Origin of the sequence: Pseudomonas sp. P8_241 (genome assembly GCF_034008315.1) — a bacterium.
GTDB lineage: Bacteria > Pseudomonadota > Gammaproteobacteria > Pseudomonadales > Pseudomonadaceae > Aquipseudomonas.
The window spans coordinates 3794629-3814897 of sequence record NZ_CP125377.1 but is presented as its reverse complement, the minus strand read 5'-3'; the positions used below and the strand labels follow the sequence as shown (position 1 = coordinate 3814897).

Sequence of the window (20269 nt, the reverse complement as noted above, 5' to 3'; positions counted from 1 at the left end):
CGCGTTGACGCTTGATGCAGCTTTGCCGGATGGTCGGCGTGTGTCAAATGGCGATTGCTGGGGAGCAGATGGCCTCATCGCGAGCAAGCTTGCTCCTACAGGCCCGATGTCGATCGCAGTCTATGGACACGACACGAACCTGTAGGAGCAAGCTTGCTCGCGATGGTGGTCTATCAGTCGTCCATTACTCCCCGACAAACCACCGGTAATACGGATTCCCCGCATCCCCGCGCATCACTTCGCGAATGTCCCTGGCCCAGGCATCCCGGTCGCCGTCATAGGCATGCAAACTCGCACGATAGAACTGCATCAGGCGTTGCTGATGGATGTTCATGCGTTCGATGAAGCCGTCGTCGGCGTTGATCAAAGGCGGTGGCTGGTGCAAGTCGAGCAGGACAGGCAGCACACGGCTGATTTCCTTTGAGCGGACCCACGGCGCGTATTCGATGTGCGGCTGATCGTCGGTCACCGCTGGAGCGTCGGCGGCAAAGCGTTCAAGCCCGGCGCGGTCGGTCACCCAGGTGGCGAGCAGGGCGGCAGCGGAACCAATGCCGACGTCCTGCAAGGTGCTGCGCACGCTGTCCTGCTGAAAACGCTGATTGATCTTCGCGACATCCAGCTCGATCGGTTCCATCGAACCCACCAGCAGCATTTCGTGAAACTCGCTGGTCCACAGGTTGGCGTAGGGGAATACGTCGAGGAAGCTGCGCACCAGCGAGCGAGAGTCGTCGATGTTCTGGGTCGGTAGAGGCAGCCATTGCGCGACCACACCCTGCGGTTGCAAACGGCTGGCGGCCAACTGGTAGAAATCGCGGGAATACAGGTTCACTACACCGGCGGCTGAGGGCGGTGGTGGTTCGAGAGTGATCAGGTCGTAGCGTTGCGGGTTGCGCAGCAGTTCCTGGCGACCGTCGCGCAAACGCACGTCCACGCCGGGATCGGCAGCGGCATTGAAGTTGCCCTTGAACAATGGAGCGGCTTTGACCACCGACGGCAGCAACTCGGCTACGACGCGATGCTCCAGGCCCGGATAGCGGGTCAGAGCGCCGGCCGTGATGCCGGTGCCGAAACCGATCACCAGCGCCGAGCGCGGTTCACCGTTGTGGATCATCAGCGGCAACAACGCCTGAATTCGCATGTAGCGCAGGGACGGCATGGCGTCGCCGGTATTGGACACACCCTGAATGTACAAACGCTGGAACGCCCGCTGGCCCTTGCCTTGGGTCACCACGGCGACGGTCCCGCCGCGTCCTTCTTCGTAAAAGGTCAGCGTGCCATTGCGTGCGCCCGGCAACAGGTTGGCGAGTTTGTTGACCGGGGTGAAAACGGCGAACGCCACCGACAGCAAGCCGATGGCGACCACCGCCTGGCGTCGTCCCTTTTTCACCCCGTGCCCTTTACGCACGGCCAGATAGGCGATGCCGGCAGCGACAATCGCCAGCAGGCCCAACGTGCGCACCAGCCCCAACAACGGGATCAGGACGAAGCCGCACAGCATCACGCCAACAATCCCGCCCAGAGTGTTGTAGGCCACCACCTCACCGACATTGCGTCCGACCTGTTCGCGGCCGACACTCAAGCGCAGGGCCAGCGGAAACGCGGCTCCCAGCAATAGAGTCGGTACAAACACGATGCTCAGGGCGGCGACTGCAAACCGCACGCTCATGCCCACCAGTTCACTGGCACCCAGCGACAGCACCCAGGATTCGGACACGGTCTGGGCAACGACCAGCCAGCGCCCAAGCAAGGTGATTTCCAGCAATGCAATCAACCCGGCACCAGCGATCAGCAAACCGAACACGCCCCAGGGATCGCGCAGACGATCAACCCGACGGGCCAGTAATACGCTGCCCAAAAACAACCCGGTGAGGTACGTGGCCAGTACCACCGCGAAGGCATAAGTGCGGGTGCTCATGAACTGCACGATGGATTGCGACCAGACCACTTCGTAACCCAGCGCGACGCCCCCGGCGATGGAATACAGCCACAGGGCAAGGCGATCGGGCGTGTGCTCGGCGTGATGTTTGACCGGTGCGTCAACGGGAACCTGACGCTGGCGCTGGAACCACAGGGCACCTGCCGCGGCGAGCAGGTTGAGCATGGCGGCGGCCAGTGCGCTGCCGCGCACGCCCAGTGTGGCAATCAACACAAACGCGGCGAGCAAGGTGCCTGCGATGGCCCCGGCGGTGTTCGCGGCATAGAGTTGACCGCCGGACTTGCCCAGGTGTTGCGGGTCGCTGGTCAGCGAGCGAACCAACACCGGCAAGGTGCCGCCCATCAGCAGCGCGGGAATGCCCACCAGCGCAAACGGCAGCAACCAGGCCAGCAACCCGATCTGTTGTTCCAGCCAGGCAAACGGACTGGCCGCCAGGCTCATGGCAAAGGTCGCACCTACACCCAGTACGGCCACCAGCACTTCCAGTCCCGCGTACAACAGCACCGGATGCTGCATCCGGTCAGCCCAACGTCCGAACAGCAAACCGCCCAACGCCAACCCGGCGAAAAACGCACTGATGCCGGTGGTGATGGCGTACACCTCGACGCCCACCACCAACGACAGCTGCTTGATCCACAGCACCTGGTACACCAGCGCTGCAGCGCCGGAGACGAACAGCAGAAGGGCGGGAATCAGCAGCGCAGGGGAGGCGACATCAGGGGCAGGTATGGCCGACGACTTGCTGGCGACACGTGAGGACATGGATTTGTTGCCTTTTGCCATTTTCGACGTAAACACAAACCTTGTAGGCGCTGGCTTGCCAGCGAAAGCGGTGGTTCAGTCAGTATCTATATCGACTGTAAAGACGACTTCGCTGGCAAGCCAGCGCCTACAGGGGTTGTGTTCGCATTTCATAAATAAGTCCGCCCGCCGGTGAGGGCGGGCGGCGGTCCGGCGGTCTTACTGTGCAGCTTTCATTTTTTCAGCGATTTTTGCATCTACCGCAGCACGCACCTGATCGATGCTGAAGCTGGCCGGTTTCTGGCTAGGTGGATACTCGATGAACGTTTCGAGGAACGCCGCCGATTTGCCGACGGCTACCCCAGCCAGGTAGACGTTCTTGGTTTGCCAATCGTAGTACTGATCGGAAACCACGTCGGCGCGCTCATACGGGTCCATCCGCAGGTTGAAGATCTTCGGTACGCGCAGGCATACGAACGGTTCGCTCCAGACCTTGAAACCACCCGGTGCACGTTGTTCACAGAACACCGCTTTCCAGTTGTCGAAACGCATGGACACCAGCATGCCGTCGTCGTTGAAGTAGTAGAACTCCTTGCGCTCGCCTTTAGGCTGCTGGCCCGTCAGATACGGCAACTGGTTGTAGCCATCGAGGTGCACCTTGAAGTTGTTCCCGCCGGAGGTCGGTGCCCAGCCCTTGAGCAGCTTGTTCTTCACGTCGGCATCGCCAGCGGCCGCCAGCAAGGTCGGGAACCAGTCCATGCCCGAGAACATCTCGTTGGACACTTCGCCGGCCTTGATCTTGCCTGGCCAGCGCACAATCGCCGGTACGCGGTAAGCACCTTCCCAGTTCGAGTTCTTCTCGTTACGGAACGGCGTGGTCGCCGCGTCCGGCCAGGAGAACTGGTTCGGGCCGTTGTCGGTGGTGTAGACGACGATGGTGTTGTCGGTGATTTTCAGGTCGTCGAGGGTTTTCAGCAGTTTGCCGACGTCCCCGTCGTGCTCGATCATGCCGTCCGCATAATCGTTGCCGGGCATGCCGCTTTGGCCCTTCATCGATTCGCGCACGTGGGTGAACAAGTGCATGCGCGTGGTGTTCATCCAGACGAAAAACGGTTTGTCCGCCTTGGCCTGTTTCTCGATGAAGGCTTGCGCAGCGGCGGTGGTTTCGTCGTCGATGGTTTCCATGCGCTTGCTGGTCAGCGCGCCGGTGTCTTCGATCTTGCCGTCGGCGAAGCTGTGAATCACGCCACGCGGGGTGTTGGCCTTGACGAAAGCAGCGTCGTCCTTGGGCCAGTACGGACGTTCGGGTTCTTCTTCAGCGTTGAGGTGGTACAGGTTGCCGAAGAACTCATCGAAACCGTGGTTGGTCGGCAGGTATTCATCCTTGTCGCCCAAGTGGTTCTTGCCGAACTGACCGGTCGCATAGCCCTGGGACTTGAGGGCTTGAGCGATGGTGATGTCACGCTTTTGCAAACCTACCGGAGCCCCCGGAATGCCGACTTTCGACAAACCGGTACGCAGTGGCGTCTGCCCCGTGATGAACGACGAGCGTCCGGCGGTGCAGCTGTTCTCCGCATAATAGTCGGTGAACATCATGCCTTCTTTGGCGATTCGGTCGATGTTCGGCGTCTTGTAGCCGACCACACCCATCGAATAGGCACTGATGTTGGTCTGGCCGATATCGTCGCCGAAGATCACGAGAATGTTGGGTTTTTCGGCGGCTCCGGCGGTTGCCGAAATCGCCATGACCGATGCTGCCACCAAGGCAAGTTTCGGTATCCACGTACGTATGCGAGTCATCTGACTGGCTCCTTATGCTTACTGGTGTCGCGTGCTGCGACAAACGTTTATTGCGGTCCAGCGTTACGTCTTTTTATTGCGCTTGCTCAGGTGTGGCGGCATCGAACGGATAAATCCGACGCCATTCGGACGCCATGTCAACGACGGTCCAGCCACGGTTTTTGGCTTCGTCCAGGGCCTTGTCCAGACGACCGATCTGCGACTGTCGGTCATAAGCCCATTCGCGTTTGGCGTCGGTGTGGTGCACCAGGCCCATGAAGCGTTTGCCCGGCCCGGCGGCGGTCCACTGCAGCATTTGCAGGTCGCCATCGGAGTTGCCGAAGGCCAGGATCGGACGACGGCCGATGACGGCATCGATGCTCACCGGTTTGCCCGGGCCATCATCGTTATGTGCCAGCTTCGGCGTACGCAGGATCGAGGCCTTGCCATCCTTGTAGTCAAAGGTTGTGACGAATGTGGTGCCGATGACCTGCTCGGGTGGAATGCCATAGACCTTCTCCGCGAAGGCGCGCATGAAGCCGGTGTCGCCACCGGAAACGATGTAAGTCTTGAAGTTCTGGCCGCGCAGGTAATCAAGCATTTCCAGCATCGGCTGGAAGATCATTTCGGTGTATGGCTTGCCGGTTTTCGGGTGACGGGCCTGGGTCAGCCAGGTCTTGGCGTAGTCATCGAAGGCTTCGGTGGTCATTCCGGTGTGGGTGGCGCCGAAAATCTTCATCATGCCTTCAAGGCCACTGGCGGCCAGGGCTTTGTGGTCGTTTTCGAGCACGGCCTGGAAGGGCTGGGTGGTTTTCCATTCCGGGTGCTGCGCCGCGGTGCGCTTGACTTCTTCCAGTGCGAACAGCAACTCGAAGTACATCGGTTGCTCGCTCCACAGGGTGCCGTCGTTGTCGAACACGGCAATGCGGTCCTCGGGTTTGACGAAGTCCTTGCTGCTCTGATCCGTCACGGTCTGCACGAATTCGATGATGCTTTTTTTCGACGGGCCGTCATTCCAGGACGGCAGTGGCTCGGCCGCCTGGACCAGCAACGGCAAGCTGAGGGCCAGCGTCAGCAAAAATTTAAACCCGTGATAATGGCGGGGTGATATCGGGCTCATCATCGGAACTCCTTCTCGTGAACAGGGTTGAGTGGTCGCAATGCGGGTGCGACTGATTCAGTATTGTGTTCAGCCAGACTATGCAGCGTAGACAAGGATCGCTTGAGTTGGCGCAACGCTTGATCACTGGTTGGCTCGCGGCCGTAACAGGCACGCAGGAATGTTTGCAGGCGCGGACCGAGTTGAGTCAGCTTTAGTCCGCGGCCAATGCGGCGGGTCCAGAGGTACAGGGCACTCATTTGTGGTGGCTGGCCATCGATCTGGGGTGGGATCTGCCGCCAGGCGTAATCGGCCGATTCCAGCCAGGCAGTGTGTCGGGCATCGCGTCGCGCTTGCCACGCCAGCCAGACGCGATGCACTAACGGGCGGATAAACCACGCCACGGCCAGTACCGCCAAGAGTACTGCCAGCCACCCGAGCCAAGGCGCAGAAAGGTGCAGGCGGTTTTGCTGGCCGAGATTTTTCAGGTCTTCGGTGATCGAGAACACCGGTTTGTAGGCGCTGTTGGCCGTTGCGTCGAACGTCACCGCCGGCACTTGCGCGGTGCGGGTCTGGCGGCTATTGGCGTCCCACCATTTCACTTCGATGGCCGGCAAAGTGAAGTGGCCATCGGTGTCGATTCGATAGATCACGGTGTCGATGCGCTGACCGCCGTTGAAGTTGCCGCGCCCGTCATCGAGATTGCCGATTTGCGGGCTTTGCGGATAACGGCTCAGACCGTTGACGTCACCCAGTGCGGGCGTGGGCAATGCCATCGCCAGCGCACCGTCGGCCTGCAAGGTGAGTTCCCGGGTGAGGCTGTCGCCGACTTTCAGCGGTGTGGCCGAATTGATTGTCTTCTGGGTGAACCGCAGCCCCTGCGCGACCAGCACCGGTTCCCCGGCCTGGAACCCCGCAGGTTGAGCCGCAGTGAAGTGCAACGGCTGGCTCTGGGCACTCAGCTCGCTGGTGGCCTGACCCGGCATTGCTTGCACGGTCAGCGCCGGAATGTCGAAACCCTGGGCCAGGTTCGGTGTGATCAGGTAGCTGTAGCGCATGCCGTTGAAGGATTTGCCGTCGAGCGTCTGGTTGATGTGTTCGGCATGGCCATCCGGTGGCATGACCAATGCGCCGGGCAACGTCAGGCCGGGAAGGGTGGGTGCGCTGGTGAACCAGGTGTCGGTGAGGACGTCGAGTTGCAGTTCCACGAGGCTGCCGACCATGATCGAGTCCGCGGGTTGCAGGCGGGACTGGATTCGCAGTTCGGGATCGGCGGCCAGGGCGTCGAGGCTGATCAGGGTGATGAGCAAGGCGCCGAGTTTAGTGGTGATGGATCTGGCCCCATCGCGGGCAAGCCCGCTCCCACAGTGGATCTGTGTGAACCGCAACCCCCCTGTAGGAGCAAGCTTGCTCGCGATGGCCTCAACGCGGTCTCTCAGGCAAATCATGGTTTTCCCCCCGCCTGATCCTGCAAACTGAACTTGTGCTTGAGAAACTTCGCTGGCGACGTCGTCAAATTCTGCAACCACTGCTCATCCGAAGCGGCCTGTTCGGTCTCGACCGATTTGCTCTGGCCCTTGCCGGGTGCCTTGTCCATTTTGATTTCGTCGGGCTTTACCTCCGGCGCATTCTTTTCAGCGTCTTCGGTGTCTTTCTTCAAAGCGATGGCCAGTGCAAGGTTCGCGGTGGCTTCGGGAAACTGCGGCTGTAGTTTCAAGGCCTGGGTGTAGGCGGCGATGGCTTGGTCGAACTTGAAGCGACGCACGTAGATGTTGCCCAGGTAGAAGTAAGCCTGAGGGGTATTCAGGCGGGCGAAGCTGGCCAGTGCCAGGTCGAAATCAGCCGCGTTGTAAGCCGCCACGCCTTTCCAGTATGGATCGACAAACAACGCCGCCGCCTGGGGGAAATGCTGATGCTCGAAGGCCCAGCGACCTTGTTGGTCCCGGGTGAAGAACGCATCGGTGAACGCATTGGCTTGGGCCGGTGTCGGTTGCAATCCAAGGCCCGCCGCCAGCAGCAGACCGGCCATCCAGTTCAGGCTCCAGCCTTTGCGCACGCTGAAGAAAGCGATCAACAGCAATGGCCAGCACAACCAGTAACCGGCGTCTTTCCAATGCAGCTCGCGCTGTTCGTCGCTGGCCGACTGGAAGTGTTGTTGTGCGTGCAGTTCGATCCAGTCGAGGTCGTCATTGTCGAGGGTCAGGCTGCCCAGCGGCGCGTCGAGTGTCGAGGCCAGCTGCTTGATTGCCGACTGATCGAAACTGCCAAGTTGCGGGCGACCGTTGCTATCGATGCGCGGCTGACCGCTGGCGTCGTGGATGATGCCGCCGTCGCTGCTGCCGACGGCGAGGATCAACACTTGCAACTCGCTGCCCTGCAGCTTCTTGTCCAGCCCGGCCAGTGCCGAAGTATCCGCGCCGTCGGTGATCAACAGCAGGGTGCCGGGGGTCTTTTCTGCCGCAAGCAGGCGTTTGGCCTGGTCGATGACGGCCCCGACGTTTTTCCCCGGCTTGCCAATCAGGTCGGTACTCAGGGCCTGGATGAATGTGTCGAGCAGGGCCGGATCGTCGGTGGCCGGCAATACCAGATGCGCGCTGCCCGCGTAGGCGATCAGGGCGTTACGCGCTCCGGCGCGGCGTTGGATCAGATCGTGAAGCTTGTGCTTGGTGGCCTCCAGGCGACTCGGCGAAATGTCGCTGGCGTCCATCGACGGTGACAGGTCAACGGCGATGATCAGCGGCGCGCGGTTTTCCAGAAAGTCCGGGCGATCCTGCTCCCAGGTCGGGCCGGCCGCGGCGATGGCACCCAATACCAGCAGCGCACAGACCAGATGCACCGGGCGCAAGCGCTGCTGGTCTTGTGGGGTAATCAGCAAGTGCGGCAACAGGTGCTCGGCGATATTGCCGCGCAGGCGTCGTTGCAGGTCCCGGCTGCGTCGCCACAGTACCGGCAGTAACGCGCCAAACACCGCGAGCAAGAGCCAGAGCGGTCGCAAGAAATGGAAATCGCTGAGATTGATGTCCATTTCAGTCCTCTTGCCGTTGACGTGCTTGCACAAGGCGGGGGCGGAGCAGGGCACCCAGGTGATAAAGCGCCAGCAGCGCAATTGCCGCGCCCAGCGGCCACCAGAACAGATCGCGTTTGGGCTGATGACTGAGGGTTTTCACCTGATGCGGGGTGAGTTTGTCGAGGGTGCTGTAGACCTGATCCAGCGCATGGCGGTCTTCGGCGCGGAAGAATTGCCCGCCGGTGGCTTTGGCAATGTCTTGCAGGCCCTTGAGGTTGACCTTGGCTTCGCCTTCGGCATTCGGATCACCAATGCCGATGGTGTGAATCACCACGCCCTTGGCGGCGGCCATCTGGGCGGCGTGGTCCGGGGTGATTGCGCTGCTGGTGTCGTTGCCGTCGGTGAGCAGGATCAGCACTTTCTCCTGTTCGTGGGCTTGGTCGAGCAGCTTCAGGCTCAGGCCGATGGCGTCGCCGATGGCGGTGTTGGGGCCGGCCATGCCGATGCCGGTGTCATCCAGCAACAGTGACAGGCTGGCGTGATCGAGGGTCAGCGGCGCCTGCGGATACGCGCCGCTGCCGAACACGATCAGGCCGAGGCGATCTTCCTTGCGCTTGTCGATGAAGCCATGCACCACTTCCTTGACGGCGGCGAGGCGATTGATTTTCTGCCCGTTGGCGTCGGTGAAGTCGGTGGTTTCCATGGACTGGGAAATGTCGATGGCGAGCATCAGGTCGCGCACCGGTTGTTGGCGTTCGATAGGTTGCTCGACGAACACCGGGCGACTCGCTGCGATCAGCAACAACGCCCAAACCAACAGGTTCAGCAACAACTGCCAGTGATTGCTGCGGGTGCCGGCCTGGCTCGGTGCATGGCCGACCGCACGGCTCATGGCCGCGAAAAACGGCACGCGCACGGCGCTGCGGGCTTCGCGGTAGTCAGGCAGGTAGCGGTAGCCGAGCCATGGCAAGGGCAGCAGGATCAACAGCCAAGGGTAATCAAGCTGCCACATGATGATGCTCCACCCAGGTTTTGCAGGTGACGAACAGCTGCTGGCGCTGGTCGTTGGGCAAGGCCCGCAATGCGGCGTCAGGCGCATAGGCCAAGAGTGCCAGTTGCTGGCTGAAATCAGCGGGTAGCGGCTGCTTACAGTGCCGCTGCAAAAATGCCTGCCATTGCTCTTTCCCCAGCGCCGCAGGATTCCCCTGTAGGAGCGAGCTTGCTCGCGATGGCGGTGTGTCAGTCGATATTGAGTTCGAACGTGAGGCCCTCATCGCGAGCAAGCTCGCTCCTACAGTGGGTGTGGCAGGCATCGAGATCGCGACCCGCTTGAGCAATTCGGGAAGTTCGCGCAACGCACTCAAGTCATTGCTTCGTTGCTGTAACTCCGCCAGACGCGCCAGCGCCTCGCGCCGATAGCGATCCCGTCGCCATTGCCAGTAGCGCCGCGCACTCACCAGCACAACAACGGTCATCAACAGCCCAAGCAACGCCCACCAACCCCAGGTCTGCGGCGCGTAACTGACCGGCACCGGCAGTGCCAACTCCTTGAGTTGCTCAATGCTCGGAACATTCGGGTTCATCGCCGTCCTCCGGCAAGCTTGCCCAATTCAGCCCGCAGTTGTTCCTGGGCGTCGGTGGCGGTGCTGAACATCATCAGCGGCACTTGGCTGCGCCGCAGCAGCGTGGCGACGTCCTTGAGCCGACCACTGAGAAAGTCCCCCAACGGCTGATGGACCTGACGCCGATCCACCGCCAGTTCCACCTGCAATTGCCCTTGGGTAATCAGCACGCGGCCATTGTTCGGCAGGTTCAGTGCCAAGGGGTCGTAGACCTGCATGGCAATCACATCGTTATGCGCCGCCAGTTGCCGCATCAGTTGCAAGGTGCGTTCACCGGCCCCGGCAAAGTCGCTGACGATGCAGATCAGATGATCGTGACCGGCCACCGCGAGGCAATGCTGCAAGACCTTGTCGAGTTGATCCTCGCCTTCGGCATCCGGGTTGGCGGCGTTCAATGCCTGGTTCTGCTGAACGATGCGGTTGCACAGCGCTTCGATCCGCTTGCGGCTGCGCAGCGGAGCGATGCTGTCGATGCGTTGATCGTTGAACACCAGCCCGCCAACCCGATCCCCGGCGTTGAACACCATCCACGCCGCCAGAGCGCCGAGTTCGGCGGCGACCGCCGATTTGAAGCTGCGTTGCGAGCCAAAAAACATCGACATGCGCTGATCCACGAGGATCAACGCCGGACGGTCACGCTCCTCAGTGAAGGTGCGCACCACCGGTTTTCCAGTGCGCAGCGAGGCGCGCCAGTCCAGGTGACGCAAATCATCACCGGGCTGATAGCGACGCAGCTCGTCGAAATTCAAACCTCGGCCACGCAAGCGTGACGCGTGATTGCCGGCCAGGATGCTCCCCTGGGGCTGACGCGCCAGAAAACTCAGGTCGCGGGCCTTGAACTCCAGGGCCATCAACTGCGCCAGAGAGACATAGACCAGGCCGTCCGCGTTCACGCCGGTATCGCCACTTTATCGAGCAAGCGATCGAGCACCTGATCGGCCGTCACGCCGTCGGCGACGGCGTCGTAGCTCAGTTGCAAGCGATGGCGCAACACTGGGTGGACGACGGCGCGCACGTTGTCCGGCGACACAAAATCCTGGCCCTGCAGCCAGGCATCGGCCCGCGCGCAACGGTCCAGGCCAATACCACCGCGAGGGCTGGCGCCAATGTTGATCCAGCGCCCGAGATCGGTGTCGTAGTCGGCCGGGTGGCGCGTGGCATTGATCAGGTCGATCAGGTAACGGTCGATGGCAGGGGAGACGTGCACCGCGCTGACTTCTCGGCGTGCGGCGAAAATCACCTCCTGGGACAGAGCGAAGCCTTGCACCGCCGCGGTCCTGGCGCCAAGTGCCTGTTCCTCTTCGCGCAACAAACGAAGCACCTGGCTCTCGTTTTCCGCGCTCGGATAATCCAGCAGTACTTTCATCAGGAAGCGGTCCATCTGCGCTTCCGGGAGCGGGTAGGTGCCTTCCTGTTCGATCGGGTTCTGGGTCGCCACCACGATGAACAGGTCCGGCAGCGCATGACTGTTCCCGGCCACGGTGATCTGCCGTTCTTCCATGGCTTCGAGCAACGCGGCCTGGACCTTGGCCGGGGCGCGGTTGATTTCGTCGGCGAGAATCAGGTTGCCGAACAAGGGGCCGGGCTGAAAACGGATCTCGTTTTTACCCTCGACCTGATGCAGCACTTCGGCGCCGGTGATGTCCGATGGCAGCAAGTCCGGTGTGAACTGGATGCGGCTCATTTTGGCGTCAAGGTGCTTGGCCAGTGCCTTGACCGTGCGGGTCTTGGCCAGGCCGGGAAGGCTTTCGAGCAGCAAATGTCCGTTGGCCAAAAGACCGACGAGAATTTGCCGAATTACCTGGTCCTGGCCGAGTACGGCTTCGGCGATGCTGGCTTGCAGGGCATTGAGATCGTTGAGTGCGGTCATGCTGTCTCCTAGAAAAACGCCAGGGTCAGGTTGACACTGAAGCCGTTGCCTTCAGGGCGGTTCTTGGTGTCGAATTCCGGTACCCAGCGAGCGCTGATGTTGGCCTCGGCGTCGGCGAACTTGCCGGTCCAGCCCACCACCGGCCCGGCACCGACGGAGCGTCCACGAAAGCCGCTGCTGGCGGAGCCGGAGTCATCGTTGATTTGCTGGATGTAGCCGGCCGCCATGCCCGCAGCCCATCCATTGCCGAAACCGTGTGTCCAGAGCGCGTCGAGGGTGAACAAGTCACCGTTCTGATAATCGGTGACGTCGTTTTCGGTGTAGAACTCCAGGCCGCTCTCCAGGGTGAGCTCGCCACCCTTGCCATCCAGATGGGTGAACGCCACCGTTGGCATGAACGTGTAGGTGTTCTGCCCCGGGTTGGCCAGCCGATTGTCGTTGTAGGCGCCTGTCGGCACGTAGATCGGCAGCGAGAACGCTATGTGGTTGAGTTCGTCGAAGTGGTAGCCGGCCGCTATTGGCGTCACCAGCATGTCGGCGAATTGTGTGCCTGAATCCGAAGTGCCCAGTGTTCTGCCGCGCGGGCCCGTGACGCTGGCGGTGATGTCGGTGTACTGCACCGGTACGCCGATGGCCGAGGCGTAGTTCCATCGACCCTTGCCGGTGTCCCAGACATGAGTGAAGTTGGCCATGGTGTACGACACTTGCATGTCCAGCCCGGTACTCAGGGCGCCGACAATAGGCACTTCACTGTTGCCCTTCAAATCACCGTCATACCAGATGCTGGTCAGGGACATCACCCAACCCGGTTCCGGTGGAACGATGCCGGCATTGGAAAACACCTGTTGCCCGGTGATCGGGCGGCCAACGCCACCCTCAACCGCCAGCGCCAAGGGACTAACACTGACCATGCACAGCGCCAACAGCTGGCGCACTACGTAAGGCCTGATCATGACTGACTCCGCTTATTGTTTTGAGTTGACGGGCGTCAGCAACGGCATTTTCCATTGGCCGCTGGTGACTTCCGGTTTTGGCAGGTAAAGACGCAGGATGCCGTAGAACGGACCGTTCGGCGCCGGTAGCCAATTGCTTTGCAACGCCTCGGCCGGCGCCTTTTGCTGCACATAAAGGGTCAGGCCGCCGTCCGCATCGAGCTTGAGATCGGGCAGCATGCGCGAGTTGATCAGGTAGCGATTGAGCGGGTTGGCCACCAGCAGTTTGGTCCTGGCGTCGTACATCGTCAGTGACCAGAACGCATCGGCCGGGGGCAGAGCGCCTTTGTCGAAGTGCAAGGTGTAGTCGTTTTTCGAGGCGTCGACCGGCTTGTTGTCCTTGTCGACGAAATAACCAATGTAGTTCGCCTCTTCGGCAGAGTTGCCGAAAATACCCATATTGGCCCCGGCATAGCGATACAGGTAATTACCTTTGAGGTGATCGCGGGTGCCGAAAAAATCACCGCTGGTGATTTCATGGGTGTCGACTTTGCCTTTCTTGAACGCGGCAAACTGCGCCTTGGCGTCGCTGATTCCGTCTTCCAGCGCCTTGCGTTGATCGGCGCTGAGCCTGGTCAGGTTGTAGGGCTTGCCGGCTTCGATACCGATGGTCTTGAAGCGTGCGAGCAGATCCTTTTCCACGTCCTGGGCCGGGGCGAATGACAGCATGAAGTTCAAGTAGCGGAACAGGTCCGGGGTGTCGCTCATGGTCGGCGTGGGTTTGGGCCAGTCGATTTTCGTGGCGGCAGGCGGCGCCTTGTGTTTGTCGTAATGGCTCAGGGTTTCAACCTTGTAGCCCTTCTGGATCTGCTTGACGTTGGCCAGGTCTTTTTCGTCGAACAGCTGCGTGCGGTACAGCGCATAGGCAATATTGCTTTCGCTGCGCAGCAGACGGTCGATGTTCTGCGGTTGCTGACCTTTCCAGTCGGGCCCGGCAATCATGAAGTGGCCGCCGTTGTTGCCGGTGCTGCGCGTGCCCAGGTACGCAAAGTTTTGCGTATAGGCATCAATCAACTGCACCGAGTAATAACGGTGCTCTTCAATGGCCGGGAGCGTCAGCACGACCGGTTCGGCGCGCAAATCCATCCACACGAAAGAGTAAGGCGTGTCGGCGTTGGGCGTGACAAACGCCGTGTCCTTGGCGGTGAAGGCCTTGGCGGTGTTGCCGATCTGATTGAACGGCGCCTTGAAGTTCGAGCTCTTCTTGTCGACGGCCTGGGTGTATAGCGTCTTGTACATCTCCACCACCGGAAAACCGTACAGATAAGCTTCCTTGGCAATGGCTCGGGCTTCTTCGGCAGTGGCCGTGAAATCAGCCCTGGCGTTCTGTGCGCCGACACCGCAACTGACAAACATCGTCATCAGGCTGAAACCGGCTACGCGAAGTGCCCCATGCATAAAAAACCCCTATTACTCGAAGGTGATGTTGATACCGGCGTACAGCGTGAATTTCGGCAGGCCCTCACCTTTGTGGTCAACGGTCCACTGCGGTTCAATAAAGGCATTGATGATATTGGACCCCGATTTCCAGGCTTTACCGCCACCCAAACCGAGGGGGATGTAATGGGTGTCGTTTTTCAGGTCGAACGTCCAGGTGCCGGTCGAGCGCAGGTACCAACCCTTCTCCAGGTTATGGATGATGAACGGCTGGAAGGTGGCGGACTCTACGTGGGCGCGGTCCTCATCACCGGCAAACGAACTCTGGTATTGAACCAGGGCGCCAAGCAGCCCGCGAGGCGAGGAATCGATGGCGATGGCGGAGAGGCCGGCCTGCCACTTGCCCGTCCCGAGTTCATCTTGTTCGGCGGTCGGCGCAGTGATCTGCGGGCCGATGCCCAACTGCACGCCTTCGGTCTTGAGCAAGAAAATGTCGAACACGTTCAGGTCCCCGATGCCGGTGCTGTAACCGTTATGCGGATCGGGACGGGTGCTGACAGGCAGCGTGACACGCAGCAGTTGCGGGACACCGATGAAGTCGTTGGGCGCCATCGGCAACGCGCCGCGCAACAGCGCGTCATTGGTGTGGACGTTGGTGTCGTAGAGCTTGGGCGTGTAGTAGTCCTGAAGGTTGACGCCAGGCGCCAGATTCAGCGGATTGTTGCTTTTGTTGGCAGTCTCGGCGTTATCCGCCCGGACTGAAACGACAGGCGCGAGTGAAGTCGCCAATGCAAAGGCGCACATCCCCATCTTTTTGAACATGATTCCCCCGGTTCCCTGGTGGCTCACTGAATACCCGGCCTTATTTTTTTGGCCGTTATCGTGTAATCCTTTTCTGAGCGAGCCGTAGGACGGCGTCAGTTGAAGTTAGCATCTAACCATGAGTTGGCCAGTCGAAGGGATTAATTCTTTGGTTTTGTGTTCAAGTTGGCATGCAATATGTGTACTACAAAGTTAGTTTCGGCGGGCGTCGTACAACATTCATTGATTTAATCCACACAGAGGAAGTACAGATTCCGGAAAAACACGTCAGGCGTATGCATATGTACCGCACCTGACCATCGCACCCCCGACATCCTGTGCCCTACAGATAAGGAGAACTGTATGGCACAACGTATATTCAACGATGGATCGTCAGGAGACGTAGTCATCAGGTCCGGACCGCCCGCCTCCGGCGGGGGCTCGGGTGGCGGATTGGGTGGCGCAGGCAATCGGGTCGGCGCCTCAGGCAATTTTGGTGGCGTTAGCAACCGGAGAAAAAAAGCCAGGAAAAGGGCAGATACCGGGCTCACCGACCAGGCACCTGCTGTTCGCGCCAGAGGCCATGCCTCAGGCTACGACACCCCTTCAGGCACCATTGACGGTGACCGAGCCGCAGATCCAGGACATCCCGGCCGGCGTCGATTTGCGCATCCAGGACTGCATTGTCTGCGTGCCGGGTTTATCGCCAACGTACGTTTCTTTCAGCGTGCCGCCCCTGGGTACGGGCACCGTCAGCGGGACGGGGCAACCGGCGACGGTCGGTTGGTGGAAAGCGGCCACCCAGGCCAATGGCGTGGCCATCCCGACCCAGGTCGGTGATCAGTTGCGCGGACGCGAATTCAAGTCGTTCGCCGCCTTCGATGAAGCGCTGTGGCGAACCCTGGGAGAACACCCACCGCTCACCACCCGATTCGATGAGGTGAACAAAGCACGTATCGAACAAGGCTTCGCCCCCTACGCGCCGAAAAACACATGGGTGGGTGAAAACCGTGAGTTCGAACTGCGTTACGAAGAACGAGCGGATTTCTGGTCCGATCCTTTCAACCTCGATCAGATCAGCATCAAGACACCGAACAGTGCCGGGGGGTGGCTGGGGATCGAACCCGCAGTGGTGTCCTGGCCGCTCCCGCCTGCCGCCACATGGAAACCCTTGGTGCCACCGGGTAGCGAACACCTTGGGTCGACGACGCTACCCGGCACACCAACGTCCCCGACGGTATATCCCGGCAACCCGGCGATCCCGGTCCTACCGCATAACGAGACGTTTCCGGCTGTTGACGAGGGGGAGATTGGTGCGAGTATTCCGGGGTTTCCGGGAGATGGGGATCTACCTTCGCCCGGACTGGTTTTCGTTGGTCCGCCGGTTGAGCCATTGGAGGTAGGGCCGTATAACGAGCTTAGTGGGCGGAGCAGGGGGGATGGGTTGGATATTGATCATATTCCTTCTAGAAAGGCGCTGGAGGCACATTTGGAATTGAATTTTCCAGATTTAACGAAGCAGGAAATTGGCAAAATTCTGAATCGTGCACCGAGCGTCGCAATTCCTCAGAAAGTCCACCAAAAATTCAGTGAGACTTATGGAGGGCGAAACTCTAAGCAGAAGCGCGTTGAAGACTCCTCTGATATTTTTAGTGCAATTGAAAGTAATGTTTTAGCGCTAAAAGAGGGGTTGTTAGCGGAAAGTATTTCAGCAGCTGAAATTGAAAGAGTCCTTGAGCAATTACATTCGCTAAGCAAAGAGCAGGGGTGGTACTGATGAGCGCAGTGAAGATCGAGGAATGGATCGCAGGGCTTGGTAAGTCTTACGATGCGTTAGTTTCTGAGGGAGTCGTTCCACGTCAGGCTCTGCAGGAACTTTACGAAGGTAGAGATTGGCTTGACATTGAACCGTTTCCAGGGGTGGAACTTAGCTTTTGGGCTGGAACGAATCGGCTGAAAAAGGTTTTTGTCACCCTAATGGAGACAATGCCTGGAATCATTGTGTATGGAGGTGATTTGCCAATGCCGTACATGTCGATGAAGACCCAGTCCGATGTGCATGCGCTCTTCGGCAAACCAATGGAATCCAGAGGTCCAATCAAGATGCCTCAGCCGATGGGCCAGACGGGCGGGTGGGAGTCCTACCCACTGGATCCTGCTGTTTACCCGGGCAAGAAGGTTGTCTTTCAATACACCGCGGCAATGGAAGTTAAAACGCTGGTCTTTACATTGATTGATAAGGGACACGACTGAACGTTTGTATAAGGTAAGGGAGGCATTTTGGAGGGCGATCGCTATGGGGCCGACATTGCGCCGACCGTTTTGCGAACACAATCTAAGAAGTTTGCGTGAAGGACTCGCTCCATATCCGAGACTTGCGGATCAAACGGCGGGCGGAAAACTCTCGAGCTTCATCATAATGTCGAAGTTTCGATGGGGGGTGGCGTGTATGGGGTCGATAATATCTCGGTAATGACGCCGCAACGTCATATACAGGTCCATAAGGAAAGAAAAATCAGATCTTTAAAGATGGATATGAAGACTATACAGAGGCAGAGTTTTTGTCTTTTTTACGTAGGTTTCGTAATTGTCCAGCGGGGTTGCATGGTAAAGAGTTGGAAATATATCTGGATGGTCTTCTCGTCCACTTTGAAAAAATCACCGAGCACCCAGAGCGCTCCGATGTCATCTTCTACCCAAAGGACGGTCAGGAAGACAGTCCCGAGGGCATTCTGAAAAAAGTCAAGGAATGGCGGGCGGCCAACAATAAGCCCGGATTCAAGCCCGAATAGATGTCACTGGCTAACAGGCAGCTGTCCCAACTCGATGAGCGGCTGCCATTGCTTTCAGCTGTATGTCCAATAAACACAAGGAAGAACCCAAGATGGAACTTAAAGCCACACTAAAGGATTACACCCAGTCGGAATTCCAGGCACTGGTCAACAGAATCTGGGCCGTTGATTTACCCAGGCAGGACCATGACCGGTTGATTGAACATTTCGACCGAATCTGCGGACATCCCAAAGGTGCAGACTTGTTGTTTTATCCTGACGACAAGGTCAATAGCCATTCCGCGGAGTCAGTCGTGTATTACGTGAGGAACTGGCATCACGAGAAAGGTGAGGTGAAAGCCCGTGCGCAACAGTCCTGCGGTTCGAGTTTTCCAGTCGCGCCGACAGTCAGGTCTACGCGCTCAGTGTTCCTCTGGTCGAATTCATGCCACTTGAAGGACAGGATTGGCTGTCGATGGCAACGTGTCAGGGGCAGATCGAACTGCCTTTCAGAATGGGCACGACGGTAGTGCCCGCCAAACCGGGAACGATGTTCCAGGGAGCGCGCGAGATCAAATCACTGTCTCAGGTGTACATCGCTCAGGCCGTCGGCAATAGCGTCAGAGTGCGGTCGGTGCGACACGACCCACAATCGAACGGGTTCAGTTTTACCACCGATGGAGTCGCACCCATCACCCTGTGCTGGTCTGCCCCGGCCACTCTCGAAACGCTTGTTCCAGCAGCCCAGGCCTCGCCGCGTCGCCTGGGCTTTGTACAGTCTTTACCGGTGCCATTAATTGAATCCATGGCCGGCGACGCTCAAGCCGCCGAGTACGACGATTACATCCTGGTCTTCCCCGCAGATTCAGGACTTGATCCGCTGTACGTGACACTCAGCACTTCTTCGCTTGCCCGAACACTCGCTCTTCCTGCTCACGCAATTGGGGCGTGAGCTCTGCACCGAAATCCTCCAGCTCGAACACCTGGCGAATCTCGATCTCGGCTTCGGTGCCGGGCATCGGGTTGGGGCAGCGCTTGACCCATTCGATGGCTTCTTCTTTTGACGTTACCTGCCAAATCCAGAACCCGGCGATCAGTTCCTTGGTCTCGATGAAGGGGCCGTCGATGACAGTGCGCTTGTCGCCCGAGAATCGCACGCGAGCGCCTTTGCTGCTCGGCTGCAGGCCGTCGCCGGAAAGGAGAATGCCGGCTTTGGCCAGTTCTTCGTTGTAATTGCCCATGGCAGTCAGCAATTCTTCGCTGGGCATGACACCCGCTTCGGAGTCGGGGCTGGCTTTGATGATGATCATGAATCGCATGGTGAGGTCTCCGCTGGATTTGTGATGATTCACTGGATAGTCGAACGGCTCATGCTTGAATCGACAATGCTGTCTGCGAAATTTTTGTTCACCCGCGATGGTGGTGGGTCAGTCAATATAGATGTTGGACTGGATGTCGTCATCGCAGGCAAGGCAGCGCCTACAGGAGTATTGTGGTGTTCAAAAGGAGGAGGGGTAACGAGTTGTATCCAATTTTGTGCGCTGACACATGACAATTTGGTTTTGACCATAGGTCGTCGGACAATTTCGTGGTTAACTTCGGCCTCGTCAAAATTCTCCACCACCACGTCAGAAGGACTCCGTTCATGGCTCAAGTCACTCTTAAAGGCAACCCGGTTCAAGTTAACGGCCAACTGCCACAAGCCGGTTCCAAGGCGCCAGCCTTTTCCCTGGTTGCCGGCAATCTGTCCGACGTCACCCTGCAGGACTTTGCCGGCAAGCGCAAAGTGCTGAACATCTTCCCAAGCGTCGACACCCCGACCTGCGCGACTTCCGTGCGCCAGTTCAACGCCAAGGCCAGCGATGTCGCCAACACGGTCGTGCTGTGCATCTCCGCTGACCTGCCGTTCGCCCAAGCCCGTTTCTGCGGTGCCGAAGGCCTGGAAAACGTACAGAACCTGTCGACCCTGCGCGGCGCCGAGTTCATCGAAAACTACGGCGTTGCCATTGCTGACGGCCCGCTCAAAGGCCTGACCGCCCGTGCCGTCGTGGTACTGGACGAAAACGACAACGTGCTGCACAGCGAGCTGGTTGGCGAAATCGCTGACGAGCCAAACTACGACGCGGCCCTTGCTGTACTGAAATAAGCTTACCTTTACAATGTTTAACGGCCTGGCCCTGTCCAGGCCGTTTTCATTTGTGCTTCAGTGTCTTACACAAAACTCCTGTTACGTAAGCCGAAGGTAAATTGCCGGTAAAGGCGCTTTGCTTAAGA

19 protein-coding genes and 1 pseudogene are annotated in these 20269 nt (G+C 59.2%); 7 read left to right on the top strand and 13 right to left on the bottom strand.

Annotation, left to right across the window (positions count from 1 at the left end; all coding sequences use genetic code 11):
* Positions 1–184: 184 nt before the first annotated feature.
* From QMK58_RS17105 to QMK58_RS17050, 12 genes are all read right to left on the bottom strand, one after another.
* Complete coding sequence (locus QMK58_RS17105) at positions 185–2698, bottom strand: fused MFS/spermidine synthase (RefSeq protein ID WP_320395103.1); 2514 nt, start codon at positions 2696–2698, stop codon at positions 185–187.
* Between the two features lie 198 nt (positions 2699–2896).
* Positions 2897–4477 carry an arylsulfatase gene (locus QMK58_RS17100; protein ID WP_053158914.1) on the bottom strand — a complete coding sequence of 527 codons (1581 nt, stop codon included), beginning with the start codon at positions 4475–4477 and terminating at the stop codon, positions 2897–2899.
* A 73-nt stretch (positions 4478–4550) separates the two neighbouring features.
* A complete protein-coding gene (locus QMK58_RS17095) occupies positions 4551–5579 on the bottom strand; it encodes an HAD family hydrolase (protein ID WP_053158916.1) in 1029 nt (342 codons plus the stop codon).
* Entirely contained in the window at positions 5576–7003 is a 1428-nt protein-coding gene (locus QMK58_RS17090; protein WP_320395102.1) for a hypothetical protein, read from the bottom strand. The genes QMK58_RS17095 and QMK58_RS17090 overlap by 4 nt, the downstream gene beginning before the upstream one ends.
* Positions 7000–8580, bottom strand: a complete 1581-nt coding sequence (locus QMK58_RS17085; protein WP_320395101.1) for a VWA domain-containing protein — start codon at positions 8578–8580, stop codon at positions 7000–7002. Before QMK58_RS17085 ends, QMK58_RS17090 begins: the two co-directional genes overlap by 4 nt.
* A gap of 1 nt (position 8581) precedes the next feature.
* Complete coding sequence (locus QMK58_RS17080) at positions 8582–9574, bottom strand: VWA domain-containing protein (RefSeq protein ID WP_320395100.1); 993 nt, start codon at positions 9572–9574, stop codon at positions 8582–8584.
* Entirely contained in the window at positions 9561–10145 is a 585-nt protein-coding gene (locus QMK58_RS17075) for a DUF4381 domain-containing protein (protein ID WP_053158924.1), read from the bottom strand. Before QMK58_RS17075 ends, QMK58_RS17080 begins: the two co-directional genes overlap by 14 nt.
* A complete protein-coding gene (locus QMK58_RS17070) occupies positions 10142–11077 on the bottom strand; it encodes a DUF58 domain-containing protein (protein WP_053158926.1) in 936 nt (311 codons plus the stop codon). Before QMK58_RS17070 ends, QMK58_RS17075 begins: the two co-directional genes overlap by 4 nt.
* On the bottom strand, positions 11074–12054 hold the full coding sequence (locus QMK58_RS17065) for an AAA family ATPase (RefSeq protein ID WP_053158929.1): 981 nt from the start codon (positions 12052–12054) through the stop codon (positions 11074–11076). Before QMK58_RS17065 ends, QMK58_RS17070 begins: the two co-directional genes overlap by 4 nt.
* A gap of 8 nt (positions 12055–12062) precedes the next feature.
* Complete coding sequence (locus QMK58_RS17060) at positions 12063–13007, bottom strand: transporter (RefSeq protein WP_053158931.1); 945 nt, start codon at positions 13005–13007, stop codon at positions 12063–12065.
* Between the two features lie 12 nt (positions 13008–13019).
* Positions 13020–14444 (bottom strand): DUF1254 domain-containing protein, encoded by a 1425-nt coding sequence (locus QMK58_RS17055; RefSeq protein ID WP_053158933.1) that lies wholly within the window; start codon positions 14442–14444, stop codon positions 13020–13022.
* Positions 14445–14456: 12 nt separating this feature from the next.
* Complete coding sequence (locus tag QMK58_RS17050) at positions 14457–15233, bottom strand: hypothetical protein (RefSeq protein ID WP_256220658.1); 777 nt, start codon at positions 15231–15233, stop codon at positions 14457–14459.
* A 448-nt stretch (positions 15234–15681) separates the two neighbouring features.
* Here QMK58_RS17050 and QMK58_RS17045 point away from each other — a divergent pair, with 448 nt between their 5' ends.
* From QMK58_RS17045 to QMK58_RS17025, 6 genes and pseudogenes are all read left to right on the top strand, one after another.
* Entirely contained in the window at positions 15682–17001 is a 1320-nt protein-coding gene (locus QMK58_RS17045) for a hypothetical protein (protein WP_320395099.1), read from the top strand.
* Positions 17001–17477: a DUF6392 family protein gene (locus tag QMK58_RS17040; RefSeq protein ID WP_320395098.1), complete on the top strand. Its 477-nt coding sequence runs from the start codon at positions 17001–17003 to the stop codon at positions 17475–17477. Before QMK58_RS17045 ends, QMK58_RS17040 begins: the two co-directional genes overlap by 1 nt.
* Positions 17458–17717, top strand: a pseudogene (locus tag QMK58_RS28985) (hypothetical protein); the annotation flags it as partial. The gene QMK58_RS17040 and the pseudogene QMK58_RS28985, both read left to right, overlap by 20 nt.
* 26 nt (positions 17718–17743) lie before the next feature.
* The gene (locus QMK58_RS17035) at positions 17744–18016 is read left to right on the top strand and encodes a bacteriocin immunity protein (protein ID WP_320396544.1); all 273 of its coding nucleotides are present in this window, start codon (positions 17744–17746) and stop codon (positions 18014–18016) included.
* A gap of 62 nt (positions 18017–18078) precedes the next feature.
* Positions 18079–18525 (top strand): bacteriocin immunity protein, encoded by a 447-nt coding sequence (locus QMK58_RS17030; RefSeq protein WP_320395097.1) that lies wholly within the window; start codon positions 18079–18081, stop codon positions 18523–18525.
* A complete protein-coding gene (locus QMK58_RS17025) occupies positions 18441–18947 on the top strand; it encodes an S-type pyocin domain-containing protein (RefSeq protein ID WP_320395096.1) in 507 nt (168 codons plus the stop codon). Before QMK58_RS17030 ends, QMK58_RS17025 begins: the two co-directional genes overlap by 85 nt.
* On the opposite strand, the gene QMK58_RS17020 is transcribed toward QMK58_RS17025, so the two are convergent.
* Positions 18889–19314: a YciI family protein gene (locus QMK58_RS17020; RefSeq protein ID WP_053158938.1), complete on the bottom strand. Its 426-nt coding sequence runs from the start codon at positions 19312–19314 to the stop codon at positions 18889–18891. The genes QMK58_RS17025 and QMK58_RS17020 overlap by 59 nt on opposite strands.
* A gap of 326 nt (positions 19315–19640) precedes the next feature.
* Between QMK58_RS17020 and tpx the strand changes: the two genes are divergently transcribed.
* Positions 19641–20141, top strand: coding sequence for a thiol peroxidase (tpx, locus tag QMK58_RS17015; protein WP_053158940.1), 501 nt, complete (start codon positions 19641–19643; stop codon positions 20139–20141).
* Positions 20142–20269 lie beyond the last annotated feature (128 nt).